This window comes from Amphibacillus jilinensis Y1 (assembly GCF_000306965.1).
Taxonomy (GTDB): Bacteria; Bacillota; Bacilli; order Bacillales; family Amphibacillaceae; genus Amphibacillus_C; species Amphibacillus_C jilinensis.
On the sequence record NZ_JH976434.1, the window covers coordinates 24,688 to 42,162 of the forward strand.

Sequence of the window (17,475 nt, forward strand, 5' to 3'; positions counted from 1 at the left end):
GTTAACCTCTATTTTTAAAATAACGATTTAATTCTTGGATTGATAAATCAACTGGACAAATTGTTTTAATCCCTAGCTCTTCATATACGTAATCTTTCTCGGAGTCATATAACCTGGCAATAATAAATTCTTTATTAAAAATTATTTTTAGCATTTGAGAAATTAAAATATTAATATTATCATTATCTGTTGTCAAAATAACAGTTGAAGCCTTTTTTACATTTGCTTCCTTTAATAAAGCTAAGTCTGTTCCATCTCCAACCAAAGTTAAGCCGCCATATGACTTTGATAACTTTCGAAAAGCTTCTTCATCGCGATCAATAATTAGTACATCTTCATCATTCGCAGAAAGTTCATTCGCTATCCGCGATCCAAGACGTCCACAGCCGATAATAATCGAATATTTGTTTTGTTTTACACGAGATATTAATGTTGTTTTCAAGATTCATCACTCCTCACCATACGTCCAATACCATTAGCATCATACTCAATTTTATACTTAACCTCATCCTCGCAAGATGCGCAATCTCTTTCATCAAAGGCATACCTTCCCTTTGAATAGAAAGTACCAAAATGTTGTAAATTATGTTTTACCGGTTTATAGGTAGGATCTAATGCCCAAGACGCCCGAAAATGTTTCATCGCTTTCGAATGATCATTTTGCAATTCAAGAAAGATACCCATAAAATTATGCGGTTCAGGTGAGTGTGGCCACTTCTTCATCAAATCACAAATTTTTTCTTCTGCTCTTTTGAAATCTCTTTGCTCAATCAAATGACGAATTCCATCACAAATTATTTTATATTGTATTGATGAAGACTCTTTATCATGACTCATAAGTGCTCCCCCTTCAATTGACCTTTATGTTAGTCTAGCAAACAATTGGTGAGAGTAGTGTTAGAATTCATGAGTCCGTGTTAAGATATTGTGAGCTTTTATTTTTTAAAAAAATAACAATTAATTAAAGGTGTAGATTAAAAGGAAAAGCTTGTTCTCGTAGGTTTTAGAGGTGATTTTAAGTTATCAATGCGTAGTTTTATTTTCTTATTTAGCTTTCTTCTTTTTACACAATACAAAAAATGTAGTGTAAAATCACATCAGGATCCTACACTACTGTCTTAATCACTTGTACACTATTCATCTCTAAGCCTATAACCAATACCTATTTCAGTTATAATATATTGAGGCTTAGCAGCATTTTCTTCAACCTTTCTCCTCAAACCAGCCATAAGTGTTCTTAATGCTTGTGTATCATTACCATAACCAGGTCCCCATATTTGCCGGATTATATTTTGGGTAGTCAGGACTTTCCCAGCATTCTTAAACAATATTTCTAATAATTTAAATTCCATGGGTGTTAAATGTAACCGCTCACCTTCTCGGTAGAAATTATGATTTTCTACATCTAACTTTAAGTTACCTATAGTAAAGATAGGTTTAAGGTTATCCGTACTCAATTTGTTGATATGTCGAATAGCGACTCTTATCCTAGCAAGCAACTCAATAATTGAAAAGGGTTTTGTTAAATAATCATCAGCCCCTTGGTCGAGTGCCTTGACTTTATCTTCATCTTGATCACGCGATGAGATAATAATAACTGGAATATCAGCCCATTCTCTTACTTTTTCCAATACTTCCATCCCATCAAAATCAGGTAAACCTAGATCAAGTAATATTAACTGGATATCTTCTGTAACTAAAATTTCTAAAGCATCTTGAGCATTATCAGCCCCAGAATATATGTAGCCTTCCTTTTCAAGAGCGTATCTAATGAACTTTTTTATTTGCTTGTCATCCTCGACTACAAGAATTTTTTCTTCACCCATCTTCATTCACCTCTAACGGTAATTTAAATACAAAAAGAGCACCTCTACAATCTATTCTGTTACGCGCTTCAATAACGCCTCCGTGCGCCTCCACAATCGTCTGACAGATTGAAAGTCCCAAACCGATCCCCTTGTCATCTATGCCTTTATTGGTATTAACCGTATAAAACATTTGAAAAATATATGGCAAGTCATCTGGAGAGATCCCTTCTCCCTGATCCATAATGATGAATAAAGCATAGGTATCATTAACTTCGACTGAAACCGTAATCTCTTTTTTCACAGATGTATGCTTTATTGCATTCATAAGCAAATTAAAAATAACTTGTTCAATTAACTTAGCATCCATTGGAACAAACAGGATTTGCTCGGGTATATTTACTTTGATTAATCTGTTTTCTTTCATATTAACAACACGATTAATTGCACTTCCAATTACTTCCTCAACAGCTTCTGGCTGTTTTTTTATATTAAGTTTACCCTCTTGGATTTTTGTCAGATGGAGTATATTCTCCACTAATGCATGCAACCAATTAGAACGCTCATAGATATTCTCAAGAAAAGTAAAACGATCATCTTCTTTATCAGTCATTGATTTTAGCATTTCGGCTGTACCTATAATACTTGCTAGTGGCGTCCGCAAATCATGTGAAATGGATCGTAATAGTGTTGAACGATAACGCTCTTGTGTGGCCTCTTCTCGATCTTTAAATCGCTGCTCAAAGTAATTAAAGCGATCCATTGCTAAAGCAGTACTTTCAATCATTGACAACAAAAGTTTTAATTTATTTTGATCTTTGTTTATAGAAATATGTTTAGGTAATCTAATAGCCCCTAGTGTTCTTTCCTGACCACGGATCGGAAAATCAAAAAAATCCTTTCCTTCTATATAAAGTGTTTGTAGATTCTTCAGGCGCTCTGCTAATTTTTCAATATCATCTACTTTTCTTCGAGTTTGATGTTCAACATTAACATATTGAACATAGTTAAGCTCTGTATGATTACTATCGAAATAGAGGATAGCAGCCTGACAATCAAAAAAAACACTAATTGCTTTTATACTTAAACTAGCAATTTGATCCACCCCTTTTGCCTCAGTTACATCATTCGTTAACTCATATAAGGCCCGTGTTTCAGCCTCTTTTTCTTTTGCAGAAAAGGCACTTTGTCTAGCATGAGAAGTAAGCATACTTGTGATTACTGCTATAATTGTCATTATAATAAAAGTTATTATATAGCTTGGGTCGTTGACAGTAAAAGTGTAATAAGGATCAGTAAAAAAAAAGTTAAAGGTGAAAGTAGCTATAAGAGACCCCGTTATTCCATATAGTAACCCATGAAACAACCAAGCAATAATTTGTACTGCTAATAAATATACAATAACTATATTAGTTTCCGGAAAGCCTAAGAATCTGAACAAGTAACCAATCAAAGATGCAAAAAACATAATGATCGCTATTAATAACACATTAATTATTAAATTATCTTTCTTTAAAAACAAATTCTTTATCAAATACTTCTCCTCCTCTACCTTCCTATTTAACCATACCAATAATTATACGCTAATCTTTTACGGAAATGGGTATTAACCTTAGTAGGAATATTTTATAGTATACTACAAAGAATCTTTATCAAAAATTACTTTAATTAAATCTTTATAAAGATCAATGCTTATCCAAAATAATAATAAGTTGTCGTAAACCTTTACTTTTTATAGTGAATTTCTTCCAAGCAAACTAGTTACTACAATAAAAACAATTAAAAATTAAATAGATTTCAATACAATTTTCAATCAAAAACAGAAGTAAATGTAATACAATATTGTGACAATCGTTAAAAAATGTCGTGAATTGTCGTAAAAATATAACAATAGAACTATTTATTTTCACTTTTACCATTTGTATACTAAATGTATGTAATCTATTGGCCAATAGAAGACAAACACCTGGGGCTTTTCATACATCTTGCTTGTTTATGTACTTTACTAAGTTAAATAGCTATAACACTCAGATGATGATGACAAGATTAAGCATTCTATTACCGCAACAAGGCGATCTGACAAAGAAAATCAGGTCGCTTTCTCTATTAATCTATCAAGCTACTCGGGAGGAGTCTGAAATGAAAAAAGGTCAAATGAAAAAGCGTTTTCTTCTATCGATTATTTTCACTTTACTGCTATTACCTTTTACCTCAGCTCATTTTGCTGTAACAGCAACAGAATCAAATGAGAAACAATTAGAAGTACCTGATAAAATAACTGAATCTTTAGAAGATTTTGTAACCGAAGAAACCGAGGACGATTATTACAAGCCGACGGATAAAGTTAGAATTATTGTTGAACTTGAAGAAGAACCGGCGATTTCTTATGCGACTGAACAAGGCGTGCTTTATAAAGAATTAGATGATCAAGTCCAAGAACAACTCCAAGATGAACTATTATCTGCCCAAGACGCGATTATGTCTGATATCTCAAGAATGGGTATCACATTTGATGTCGAACATCAGTTTACGACAGTTGTCAATGGTTTCAGTACAGAAGTTACCTATAAAGAATATGATGTGATTCAAAGTATAGATGGCGTTGAACACGTCTATATCTCAAATGTTTATCATCTTCCAGAAGAACAAGAACCAGATATGAATTACAGCATCGATATCATTCAAGCAGGACAAGTCTGGGAGGATTACGGTCTTGATGGTGAAGGCATGATTATCGGAATTATCGATACAGGTATTGATCCCACCCATCAAGATATGGCGCTCGATAATCCGGAAACAATTGCTTTAAATGAAGAGACCATTAGCCAAATGAAAGATGATCATGAATTAGACGGTATTTATTTCACCGATAAAGTTCCTTATGGTTACAACTATATGGATAAGAACACACAAATTATCGAACAAGGTCCAGGTGTCAGCAACCATGGTATCCATGTCGCTGGTACGGCTGGCGCGAACGGAGAAATTAAAGGTGTCGCACCGAATGCACAATTATTGGCATTGCGTGTCTTTGGTGATGATCCACAATATGGTTCTACTTATGGTGATATTTATGTTAAAGCAATTGATGATGCCATTCTATTAGGTGCAGACGTTATTAACTTAAGCTTAGGCTCAATAGCCGGATTCGTTCGACCGACAGATCCTGAGCAAGAAGCGATTAGTCGTGCCGTTGATAATGGTATTATTGCGTCAATTTCGGCTGGTAACTCCGCCCATTATGCCAATGCCATTACTGCTAATTATCCATTAGCAACAAATCCCGATATTGGTTTAACAGGCTCACCAAGTGTATCTTATGATTCTATTGGTGTTGCTTCTATTGAAAATACATTTATTGAAATGGAAGGGTTTAGCTGGTCTTCAGAACAGCAAGAGGGTACAGCTGCTTTCCTCGCCTCAAACCGCTACCATGAAGATGTTGATCAACCACTAGAATTGATTCACATCGTCCATAACAACAGTTTAGATCAGCTTGTTGATGCACTAGCTGAAAAAGATGTGGAAGGTAAAGTTGTCTTATTGCAACGCGGTTTAAATTTTATTGATAAGGCGATTGCCGTTCAAGAAGCTGGCGGGGCTGGTGTTATGGTTTACAATCATTCTGCTGGTTATACAAGTATGGCAACCAATTCATCAATTGTGATCCCACAACTGTTTATTTCGAAAACAGATGGTGAACACCTTGCTCAACTATTAGACAATGACGAAGCCGTCTCCGTGGTATTTAGTGATGGTGAACCTATTGTGACACCCAACCCTGAAGCAGGACGATTATCTTCCTTTACATCTTGGGGCGTTGCACCTAACCTTGATTTCAAGCCTGAACTGACGGCTCCTGGAGGTAACATTTTATCTACATTACAAGGTAACGAATATGGCTTGAAGAGCGGGACATCAATGGCTGCACCTCACGTTTCAGGCGGATCAGCACTCGTATTGCAACATGTAGATGAACATTTTGATTTATCTGGTTATGATCGCTCAATTGCCGTTAAAAATCTCTTACTCAATACATCTACAATTATTGAAGATAAAAATTTATACAACGATCACTATGCATTAGGTAATCCTTATTCACCACGACGTCAAGGCTCAGGCGTTATGGATTTACATGCCGCATTAGCTACCCCTGTTGTCGTGACCGAAGTAACTACAGGCGAGGCAAAAGTGAGCTTGCAAGAAGTTGGTGATTCCTTCACCTTTACATTGGCTGCAGAAAACTTCTCAAATCAAGATGTGACTTACGAACTTGATGGCAATGTTCAAACCGACCTTGTTGTCTCTGGGCAAAACTTAATTGAAGCTCAAGGTGTGTTTGAAGCCGGAACAATTGCACCTACCTCACCGTGGTTAGGTGAATACCCGATTGCTTTTTCAGACGATACCCTTACCATTCCAGCAGGTGAAACGGTCCAATTTACGGTAACAGTAGACTTGACCAATGCAATCGACTGGTTCTATGAACAACCGTTAGAAAATCAGTTCCCGAACGGTACGTTTATTGAAGGTTTTGTCACATTAACTAATGAAAGTTTTCCAGCATTAGCGATTCCGTATGTAGGTTTCTATGGTAATTGGGATGATGCACCTATTCTCGATGGCAAGCGCTACGCAGAAGATTACTTCCTGCCTCATACTGGCCTCGTTAATGAAAATGGTAGCTATTTAGCCCCAATTGAAGAAATAGACGGCTTTGATGAAGCGAATATTATTGCATTTTCGCCTAACAAAAATGATATTCACAATAGAGTAACACCTGTACTAACCTTTTTAAGAAATGCTGAATCGGTGCAATATAATATCCTTGATCAAACAGGCGAACGTTTAAGAACAATCAAGCGTGAACGGGATATCCGAAAAACACATGATTTGCCTGGTTATTCATATTTAACCGATCGGACATGGGATGGGACAGTGAATCGTAAGCAAGTCGATGATGGTCTCTATTATTACGAAGTTAAAGCTAAGATTGATTTCGATGATGCCAAATGGCAAAGCTTTACCTTCCCAGTCCTCGTCGATACAACAGACCCTGAGCTATCGCTTCGTTACAACACGAAGAAAGATAAAGTTGAATGGCAGGCAACGGATCAAGGATCTGGTCTCCAACAGCTACAAATCATTTTAGCAGATGAAGTTGTTGAAACGATAACGATCTCAGAAGATCATCAAGAACAAACTGGCACGATTGATGCGAGTCAGTGGGAAGATGGCACAGTGGTCGAAGTTGTTGCCTTTGACCGTGCAGGCAATTCGATAAGTGAAACAACTGAAGTTAATCATGATACGGTCGTACCCTACATTTACATCACGACACCAGAAGTGTTAAGCGTCCATGACACCCATGATATTTCAGTAAAAGGATATATTGAAGAGGATAGTGGATTAGCATCCTTTACCATCAATGAGCAAGCAATTGAATTTGAATATAACGAATCAGAAGACCACTACACATTTGATGCTGTTGTCAGTTTTGAATCAGATGGTGCACCCGATTTATTCTTTGATGCAGTAGATTCAAGAGGCAACCAAAGCTCAATTAAACGACAAATCCTTATTGATACGACACCACCAGAATTAACGATTGAAGTGCCTGATCAAATCGATCAAGATGCAACTGAAGTCACACTAAATGTGTCAGTCGCTGATAACTTCAATGCTTTAAAACTATATGTGAACGACAGTCATGAGTATGAACAGCCGCTTAGAGCTCCTTATCAAGAGTCATTTTTCGAAGATGAATTTGAATTAACGGTCAAATTAGATGATGGCGATACAGACTTATACTTCGAACTGGTCGACGTCGCTGGCAATACAACAGAAGAAGAAATCACAATTACTCGGCAAAAAGATGATGAGGCTGAAGATGGTGATAACGACGGAGATAAGCGAGGGAAACGATTATCATTAGGTTCTATTCTTAAAAAATTATTTACTCGGTTACTATCGTTTATACGCATTTAAATTATGTGATAATACGACCGAATTAACAGATCAATCAGTGGGGGGGGATTCTTCTTCCACTGATTGGTCGTTTAGTGAATCAGGAGATTAACTCTCGGTACTCCGTTCTAAGACCGAATATTTACGGGACAGTAATTTATAACAAAAAAACGAGCAGGAAGTGGCATTAAACATGCAACTTCCTGCTTCTTTAAGACTTATACAATGTTTTACGATAAACGCTTGGGGTACAGCCAAACTTCGATTTGAATAAGCGATAGAAGTAACTTAGATTATCATAACCTATTTCAGTAGCAATGTGTTCTATGGACAGATCAGTATAATTTAACAATGACTTAGCCTCTTCTAGCCGTCTTTCTTGTAAGATATCTTTAAACGTCTTTCCTGTCGTCTTTTTTATATACTTACTCAAATTATAGCCATTCATATTAAATCTCTCTGCGATTGTTTCTAACTTAGCTATCTTAAAATGCTGATCAATATAGCGTATCACCGTTAACGCCAATTGATGATCATAAATGCGATTAGATGGTGTATATGCCTTATCTGCATGTTTCATCAATTGAACCATTAACAATCCCATTTGAAATTTAACCGTAACTTCTGACCATACCGTTGGATTCATCATTTCTTCAATCATACTAGCAATAATCGATTGAATCCTTTCAATGGCAGAAACTTGATAATATAAATAGCTACCAGCTTTATTTTGATTAAATAGACCACTGATCAAAAAATTGACAATCGACTGCTCTGCTCCATCAATATCAAGGTTATCAAACATATGCTCAAAAAAATAAGGATCAATAATGAAATTAATCACCAAATCTTCTTCTCCGCAAGGCTCAAGTGCATGTTCAATATGCTGATTCAGAAAAAGTAATTCCCCCTGCTTTAGTTCAATACGCTGACGATCGATCGTTTGGATCAATGATCCGTGATAAACATAGTTAATCTCAATATAGTCATGGCGATGAGCAGGAAATGCTATAAACCGTGGGTGCTTACGTGTGACAATTAGTTTTTTGTCAGAAAGAAATTTGGCCCGCTCAATAATAAAATCACGTTGATTCGTGTAAACATCTTTCTCAATTTTTTTTGACTTTTGCTTTAAGATTATTTCTTCTTCTTCTGTTAACATCAGCAGGTTTTGATAAAGAGATGACTTCAATTAAACGCCCCATTCCCTAATTCTAATGCGCAGTGACCTATTAAGTAGACCATCAAGGTTAATCACGAACTGAACATACTCACACCATTAGTCATTTGACCTTCACCTCTATAATGCGTTTATACATTAGATAAACTTAACAATTGGACATCTTGTACTTTACATTCTTTAGTAAATGATCGACGTTTCCATGGCTAGTCTCTTAAGTTTAGCCGACCTAAACTAAACTGTCTAATTTAGTGTAACCTATCCAGAACAAATAAATTATAAATATTTACAATTTAACTTTTCTCATTGAAATCCCTTTTAGATAAAATTAAACTAGAAAAAAACTGTTCAACTAAATTTTATCAAGATAATTTTGACTCCCATAATCTCTTATAATCAATACGGCACTCACTGTTTAGAATAAAAGTAACAGTCCAACCTTGTAAAGTGAAAAGTAGATATTATGAATGTTTCTGTTTTAAAAACGCAAAAAAGAAGCGAGTTGTTCTCGCCTCTTAGATTTCTTCTCTAAATTAGAAACACTATTTTTTCTTTTTCTCTGCTTTATATAGCCTTGCCACTCTTGTATATAACAAGGATAAAGTAATAACTATTACCACTAATGAAAGTAGTATAAATTTTTCTATTATAGTATCAAACATTGATGATCTCCCTCTCTCTAATTAGCCACAAACCGCCTGATCAGCTTGAATACAACTCCCGCCACCAAATATTACTCCACAAGCTACAGAACACCCGACTGCACCTAGTACGTTAACTGCTCAGCCCTCCTTATGTATATTGCCTTGAAAACAACCATATATTTGGCTGTTTTTGTTAAAATGTTGGTCTAATTAAATCGAATACTTTCGTTGTGTATATTTTCCAATGTCTTATCTACTTAAATTCTAACATAATCAATTTTTTGAAAATACCGCTATTTTTAAAATAGTAATTTTTACCTATAAAATAATTTCCGAGAGAAAAACTGTCCACTCGCGAATTAAGAAATTATAATTAGGTGCGCTGAAAATCGTCTCCTCTTCACTTCCCACCTAAAGCTGTTGTTCTATGAGATTTCCTCGCTGGATCATCATTAAGCGTTGGCCGCTGGAAATGACTTCTTTATCGTGTGTAACTAGGATGATGCTTTTCCCTTCTGCATTCAATTCACTTAAAATACCGATGATGTGATCTCTATTTTGCTCGTCTAAATTACCTGTCGGTTCATCACAAATCAGCAGTTCTGGCTCGTTGATTAACGCTCTAGCAATTGCTACCCTTTGTTTTTCCCCACCTGATAACTGCTGGGGCACATGATGGATCCGATCAGAAAGGTGTACCTTTTCTAGCAGTTCTTTACCCTTTTTATCCAAAGCGCCTTTGTCTTCATACGGAACTAAGGGGAGAATAACATTTGTTAAGGCGTCAAATTGATCAAATAACTTGTAATCTTGATAAATAAAGCCGATCCGCTTCCGACGAAAGGCGAGAACTTCTTCGCTGGAAGCGTGCTGAAGGTCAAGTTCATCTAAACGAATAGAACTTCCTGGATCAGCAGAGGTAATGCCAACAATACATTGTAAAAGAGAGGATTTTCCAGATCCAGATGGACCGATGATGGTTAGCCATTCACCTTGCTCCATCGAAAAATTGACATTTTTAAGTATATTTAATTGCTCAGCTGCTGTTTGATACGTCTTATCCAAATTTTCTATGCTAATCTTCATGACGTCACCTTCCGATCTCGATAGTTTGTAAATTGCTTCATAATATAACTCAAAACAAAGGCAGATACAATAACCACCATCAAAAACAAGATGATCATTATAACCGCAACGGTTAACCATTCAGTCAACATGCTTTCCATTAGGACACGATAAGCGATAACGCTCATACCGGCACCACTGAAAATAGCCACAGTTGACCAAACACAGACTTCGCGAAGATAAAACATGTAGAGTTTGCTTCTTCCCCAACCAACATGATAAAACAACGTCATTTCCTCGCCCCGCTCCCGCCATAACGATACAAGTGCTTCTGCAATCGTAAGAAACGAGAGGAGATAGAGGAAGGCGATTAGTAAATAATAAAATACTTCCATTTGCCCATGAATGTATATCCCCAGATTCGTTTGAACCGTTCGTTGTTCTTCTTGTTGCAGTAAAAAGGTGAGAAAAATCGAGATAAAGGTTAATAGAAATAATTGAATGGCAGCAGCGATAATCCGTTTATGATGATACCACGTATTTTGTAATGTGATCGATCCATGACTTTGCTGCACTTTCTTCGTTTTATTCGTTTGTTTAGAAAATGTAAAAGAGACAAGTACGAGCGTGCAAATCAAGACAAAAACAAGCACCTGTGCAAAGACAATCATCATGGAATCAGCATAGTAGGCGTAACCCACAGCAACAGGAAACGCTACAACTAAAGGATATCCTACAAGCCTTGCCCATTCCATATAACGTAACTTTTTAATATGTTTGTCAGACCAACCAAAAAGCCGCAGCTTCGCTTCACTTTGTCTCCGTTCATTCATTAAATTAATAAAACTAAATAAAATATACACAAAACTGGTGAACGAAAATAACAGTACAAGCACAATCTTCACTAAATCCCAGCTTTCAACGATCGTATCGGCCGCCTCTAATGTTGTCCACGGTTGCATAACCGTCCCGAGACCTTCTACCTCTATATCCAACCATTGATGGGAGGCGCCAGCTACAATATCCACCGTAAAACCTAGTTCTGAAAACTGTCGAGCAATATCTTTTATCTTTGCCGCACTCGCTTCATCATAGCCATCAATGCCGGCAACCTTAACTCGGATAGCATCGATCGGGGCATCCCCTTTCAAACGTTCTGCCCATTCCAATGAAATAATACCATGTGCCGGTGTCGAGATAAAACTCCCGGGGACAGCCGTCGGGTACACTTGTTTTTCTTCATCATTCTTGAGATGGGTTTCTTGTAAACTATAAATACCTAAAGGTGAGGCAGCAAGCGCTTCTCGATCTTCCCACAATTTAAAATCACCTGCATGATGAAAATAAATCCCTTCCCCAGCAATAACTTCTCCGACGTCGTTGCTCATAAAGTGGTCAATTTTTTCTAATGACCGGTAGATCGGAACACCCGTTTGCTCATCTGTCGTTACTTGGTGCACAGTAACGTTGTCTCCCTCGATCTGATACTCGACTGGTGATAAATAGTATGAGGATTCCTGACTGTGATAACTAATTCCACCAAATAAATCAAAGTCAAAATCATCTCTATCTTCATATGTATGGAGGCGATACGCTTCATCGGTAAATAAAAAATTATCATAGAAAGGAGAAATTAATTCAGAAAAGTCCAGCTCATAATGTTCAGACCCCTCGACTTCGATTGTCGCCAATTCCTGCTCGACTTGGGCATGGAGATCAAGATCTCGATATGAGAGACTTCCCAACTGGGCTAAATCGGTCGTATTAAAGGGCGCAAGCAAACGGCGTAACTCTGCTTCATTAATACGCAACTGGTCGATTGAAATGGATGCTGTAAGTGGAATGGTTTGATCGAGCAGACTTAAAATCGGAACTGATGTGAATTCTTCCGGTCCAATACCAGATCCTCCCCCCTCTAATGCTTGGAAATCAATTGCTGTCAATGCCGCTTCTTGAGCAGTATCAACCGCTACCACTTGATGATAAGATGGAGGCAATGGAAAGGACGGAAATTCACCTTGAAACGTATTAACCAAGGAGTCTTCTAAAAAGAGTGCATAACCAGCGAACGTCCCTTCGACTGGAAAAAAACTATAGGCATATTCGTGGTCACTCATGACATACTCATCAACACCATCGGTGGTTGTCACCGTGTTCTCATAACGGAGCGATTCCATCCTTTCAGGTAGCTGATAGGTAATCTCTGATGCGGTAAATAGACCAATCGATGCCACTGGTGCTGCCACTTCGATATCTTCGCGTGCCAACACGGTTTGCCACTCCGCGATTGAAATGCCCCCATCGCCAAGCCCTAAATAATTTTCTTCCACTAACCCGAGGCTCTCCTCGACTTCAGTACGACTGTCTGCAGGACGGAGTAAAATATCATAGCTCCCCCGTGCAAAATCATAGATTTCCTGGGTAATCGTTTCCGATGCGTCTGACAAGGAAACAGCAGAAAGAGGGAGCAATAAAAGTAAACAGAAGAAGATTACCATTAGCTGACGCTTTAACTTTTTTTTCATTAGTGGGTAATAAAACATTTGCTAACCTCCTTTACTTTAAAAATGAAGTATGACTCACATGGTTTTCCCATTAGAGTCATACTTAATAAATGCCTTAAAAATCGGCTATTTCTATTGATTTCAAATTAAAAAGCTCTCACAGTAACTCGTCGTGTTCTCATTGGAGAAATATTAAGTTGGTTTGCAGTCCTGTAGCTTTGGGTATAGGTCCGCACATAGCTATATCCTGAATAACTATAATTAAATGTTCTGTTAACCTCTTGACCTCGACCATCAAGTCTCCGTTCAATGGTACCGTCCCCAGGAGTAAAATAAAATGTGTGTGGGCCATGGCTTGAATTAGTGCCTACAGTCCAGCCATACGACTGTCCTGCATTAACGGTCGTAGGCCCAGTAATCGTTGCAGTCGAAACAGACTGTCATCACTCGTCTCTACCATAGAAGCTTCTGCAACAACACTTGATGAAAAAAGATACATGACAATACTTAGTGACAATGAAACTATTTTTTTCATTCGTTCCCCGCCTTTTTCCATAGATTTGCATTACCATTTAACACTATAATAATATCAAATAAATGTAAATGGAATTTAAGTGAATTTTCAAAAAAAACGAATATTAAGTTTTATTTGACAACAAGTTAAAACATTCGACAAAACAACCTTAAATCAATGGACTTTACGGACGGTTATCTCTTAAAACAAAGGACTGTCTTTTTTATTAAATAGGGGAAGGCCATTCAAATCCATATTCCTTTGACAATTCTCGTATTTTAATGTATATTACGTATTGGTCGAACAATTATTATTAAATTTAACGAAAATATTCGTATTTAGAGGTGTTATAAATGGAAAATGTATTCGATTATGAAGATATTCAGTTAATTCCCGCAAAATGTATCGTTAATAGCCGATCAGAATGTGATACATCGATCACGCTTGGTGATCATACATTCAAGTTACCGGTCGTTCCTGCAAATATGCAAACAATTATTGACGAAAAAATAGCCATCTATTTAGCAGAACACCAATACTTTTATATTATGCACCGCTTCAATCCAGAAACAAGGATCCAGTTTATCAAAGATATGCACCAACGCGGTTTAATCGCTTCAATTAGTGTAGGGGTTAAAGCAGAAGAGTATGACTTTATTTCGGAACTGGCTCAACAAAACTTAGTACCAGAATTTATTACCATTGATATCGCTCATGGGCATTCTAATGCAGTGATTGAAGTGATCCAATATATTAAGAAAAAATTACCGAAAAGCTTTGTTATCGCAGGTAATGTCGGGACACCTGAAGCTGTGCGAGAACTCGAAAATGCCGGAGCAGATGCGACAAAAGTAGGGATTGGCCCAGGAAAAGTCTGTATAACAAAAATCAAAACAGGATTTGGCACGGGAGGTTGGCAGTTGGCTGCCCTAAGGTGGTGTGCTAAAGCCGCTAGTAAACCGATTATTGCTGATGGCGGGATTCGCACCCATGGTGATATTGCTAAATCGATTCGTTTTGGCGCCTCAATGGTGATGATTGGTTCATTATTCGCGGGTCATGAAGAATCACCAGGGGAGACGATTGAGCGAGATGGGCAATTATTCAAAGAATATTTTGGTTCAGCCTCTGAGTTTCAAAAAGGGGAAAAACGAAATGTTGAAGGTAAAAAAATGCATGTCGCTTATCGTGGGAATTTGCAAGACACCTTAACCGAAATGGAACAAGATTTACAGTCTTCGATCTCTTACGCTGGTGGAAATAACCTAATGTCGATTCGCAATGTTGATTATGTAGTCGTTAAAAATTCAATTTTTAACGGTGATAAAGTTTATTAAACGTTAACCCATTAGAGCCTAAAGTTAGATGGTATTATCTAACTTTAGGCTCTATGATTTCATACTAAAATTTATTAGCCATTGCTTCCCCAAAACTTATAGGCGGTTATGAAACAAAATATTTTAATATACACCATTACCCGGGAAATATTTGGTGCGTTTTAATTTCAACAGATGGTCAAAAGATGGCTCGTTCTCGCCGTGCTTAACACGCTTTTTATTGTCTGCATTAGGGAGTGTAAATTATACGATTGCTTCCTTAAGTATAGCTTTATTTCTCTTACTAATATTATTAACTCTTAATCCTACATGTTTATGGCATTTAATAAATGTAGCTTTTGGCAATTAAGTGTATGCAGTATATAATGCATAACCACAGCTTTACACGGAGAGGTGGTCGTGATAGGCTTCTTGTGCCAGGCAAGCCGTACGCTTGCCGCATTGCCTTATTTCATGACCATAGAGGCTTCGTGTCAAGCTCATGATGTATGAATAAAAATACGAACCTATGTATCACCTTAATTGCCATTTCATACAAAAGTTAAATGCCAAATACAAATCCTACAAGTGATTTGTTCCCATCTAAATAGAAATAAACATTATCATTTTGTAAGCAATCGTTAATTTTATTATCCGAAAATATAATACGTACACTTTGGCTTTCTATATACACTTTTAATGTCCCCTTTTCATCTGTATAAATTTCATCATTAATATTTTCTAATATGGGACTTCCTTTAAATTTTCATTCAAAAAAATTTCAACTCAACCAATCCTTGTTCTTGTCAGCTATCCCAAGTATTAAAACGATACTCCATGATGGTACAACCATCATGAGCTCTCGATTCTCAAGCAAATCATTTTATTTTTGTCCCGCTCTTATAAACTCTAAAAACCTTGAAAGGCATATAGCCAGTCAAGGTATGATAACAATAATATTATATTTAGAAGTATCAACTACTTCACCTACTGATTTATCTGAGAGAATATCATAATTGTTTTATATTTCTTTCTACTACAATAAGGATATTTTAAAGTAACTCCACTCCAACTTGTTTATAAAATTTTACTTTTAGCCTCTCTTCTTTACCCACATGCATTACCATAGCTTTGTCATCTTTTTTTGTAATGTTCAACACTCTAACATTAGCCCATACAGGAAATTGACAATTTTGAACCATAATAAACCATTTTTTCCTTTAGAAAATCTAAAGAACTTTCACACCAATATATATAACCAATAGTATCTCCAATAGGTTTAGAATATGTTGGTTCAGAATCTACACGAATTTGTTTCAATGGAAATTCCAATAATTTCAACCACTGTGAGTCGTAATCTTCAAAGTCAATAAGCTCTAAATATGTTAATCGATTTAAAGTTTTTTTAGCATTCATCCATCCTATTTTCTTTAGTATATTTTGTTAGGGAAGTGGAAGAACCGTCCCTTCATAATTAACACTATTCGAACATAACACCAAAACTAACATTTTCAAAATTCAAATATGCGTTGCAAATATCAGAAGTATAATAGGGTTCAAGTTCTTGAATTTTTCTTGAAGTAATAAACAATCCAAATCCTGATATATCGTTACAATTTTTTTCAAATAATTGGATCTCCGTATCTGTATCATCATTAGCTACAATTATTTCTACATTTTGGTTAACTGATTGAATAACCTTTTCATGAATTTTAATCAACTTATCAATTTCTTTATATATATTTTCCTTTAGAAATTCTATGTCAATTATATCAAAATCAGTTTCATAATATTTACGATCATCATATTTATAGCTATTCACTTCTATCTTTTCATCATATTGTTTCTTAAATATGTTGCAGATCACTTCAATATCTTCTTTCTTTAATTCATGTTCTGAGAGATAGGTATTAACTAATCTCACTATTTTACAACTCCTTTCTCAACTAAATATTTGTATTGTGATTCACTTAATTTGAAAGCTGTATTCATAGTTCCATCTGAGTTAATAAAAGTCCATTGTTTAGTAGTTTCATTGTAAATATGCGTTCCTTCAACGTTTCTATATTTACCTTGTTTTTGAACTCCAGTATTAATCAGCTCTGAAACATCGTTTTTGAATAATTCCACACTAGATTTACTACCATCAGGATAATTTCCAAAATCATTACTGTGTTTACTGAAAGCCTTATCTATTGAACTTTGTTTGAATACAACATCATCAGCGTTGTTGACAAATTTACCCGTACCCTTAGTCTTACTTGCTCCCCTTACCGCGTCCTCAACCCTATCAACCTGCTTCGCCACATCTCCTGCTTTGTCCAGTGCTTGGGTGGTATCACCTACTTTGTCCAGGGTTCGTCTTGTTCTTTGCACATCACTTAGCTTACCCGTCTGAAGGACCTTCCCTCCGTATAGGCTCACTAACACATCCGCTGCCACATAGCCACTCACATACATGACGCCCTCTTCTTCCCATG

The 17,475-nt window shown here is 36.4% G+C and carries 12 protein-coding genes; 2 read left to right on the forward strand and 10 right to left on the reverse strand.

The genetic code is table 11. The features are described 5' to 3' along the window. Position 1: 1 nt before the first annotated feature. The 4 genes from B494_RS0100570 to B494_RS0100585 all read right to left on the reverse strand — a co-directional run bounded on the left by B494_RS0100570 (position 2) and on the right by B494_RS0100585 (position 3,339). Positions 2-442, reverse strand: a complete 441-nt coding sequence (locus B494_RS0100570; RefSeq protein WP_017470408.1) for a potassium channel family protein — start codon at positions 440-442, stop codon at positions 2-4. Further along, positions 439-837 carry a hypothetical protein gene (locus B494_RS0100575; protein WP_017470409.1) on the reverse strand — a complete coding sequence of 133 codons (399 nt, stop codon included), beginning with the start codon at positions 835-837 and terminating at the stop codon, positions 439-441. Before B494_RS0100575 ends, B494_RS0100570 begins: the two co-directional genes overlap by 4 nt. Before the next feature lie 296 nt (positions 838-1,133). Next, positions 1,134-1,826 (reverse strand): response regulator, encoded by a 693-nt coding sequence (locus B494_RS0100580; protein ID WP_017470410.1) that lies wholly within the window; start codon positions 1,824-1,826, stop codon positions 1,134-1,136. Continuing rightward, a complete protein-coding gene (locus tag B494_RS0100585) occupies positions 1,819-3,339 on the reverse strand; it encodes a DUF4118 domain-containing protein (RefSeq protein WP_017470411.1) in 1,521 nt (506 codons plus the stop codon). Before B494_RS0100585 ends, B494_RS0100580 begins: the two co-directional genes overlap by 8 nt. A 605-nt stretch (positions 3,340-3,944) precedes the next feature. On the opposite strand from B494_RS0100585, the gene B494_RS18705 reads away from it, so the two are divergent. After that, positions 3,945-7,793 carry a S8 family serine peptidase gene (locus B494_RS18705; RefSeq protein WP_017470412.1) on the forward strand — a complete coding sequence of 1,283 codons (3,849 nt, stop codon included), beginning with the start codon at positions 3,945-3,947 and terminating at the stop codon, positions 7,791-7,793. 190 nt (positions 7,794-7,983) lie between these two features. Here B494_RS18705 and B494_RS0100595 read toward each other — a convergent pair whose 3' ends face one another. From B494_RS0100595 to B494_RS0100610, 3 genes are all read right to left on the reverse strand, one after another. Further along, positions 7,984-8,964 (reverse strand): AraC family transcriptional regulator, encoded by a 981-nt coding sequence (locus B494_RS0100595; protein WP_017470413.1) that lies wholly within the window; start codon positions 8,962-8,964, stop codon positions 7,984-7,986. Positions 8,965-10,007: 1,043 nt separating this feature from the next. Continuing rightward, positions 10,008-10,682, reverse strand: a complete 675-nt coding sequence (locus B494_RS0100605; protein ID WP_017470415.1) for an ABC transporter ATP-binding protein — start codon at positions 10,680-10,682, stop codon at positions 10,008-10,010. After that, the gene (locus B494_RS0100610) at positions 10,679-13,204 is read right to left on the reverse strand and encodes an ABC transporter permease (RefSeq protein ID WP_017470416.1); all 2,526 of its coding nucleotides are present in this window, start codon (positions 13,202-13,204) and stop codon (positions 10,679-10,681) included. Before B494_RS0100610 ends, B494_RS0100605 begins: the two co-directional genes overlap by 4 nt. Positions 13,205-14,032: 828 nt before the next feature. Here B494_RS0100610 and guaC point away from each other — a divergent pair. Continuing rightward, positions 14,033-15,016, forward strand: a complete 984-nt coding sequence (guaC, locus tag B494_RS0100625) for a GMP reductase (protein WP_017470419.1) — start codon at positions 14,033-14,035, stop codon at positions 15,014-15,016. 1,146 nt (positions 15,017-16,162) lie between these two features. Here the strand turns inward: guaC and B494_RS19825 are convergent. From B494_RS19825 to B494_RS0100645, 3 genes are all read right to left on the reverse strand, one after another. After that, a complete protein-coding gene (locus tag B494_RS19825; protein WP_051128194.1) occupies positions 16,163-16,411 on the reverse strand; it encodes a hypothetical protein in 249 nt (82 codons plus the stop codon). A gap of 64 nt (positions 16,412-16,475) precedes the next feature. Beyond that, positions 16,476-16,919 (reverse strand): hypothetical protein, encoded by a 444-nt coding sequence (locus B494_RS0100640; RefSeq protein ID WP_017470422.1) that lies wholly within the window; start codon positions 16,917-16,919, stop codon positions 16,476-16,478. Next, positions 16,919-17,475 (reverse strand): colicin D domain-containing protein (locus B494_RS0100645; protein WP_206536212.1); only part of this gene is annotated, 557 nt, incomplete at its 5' end. The genes B494_RS0100645 and B494_RS0100640, both read right to left, overlap by 1 nt.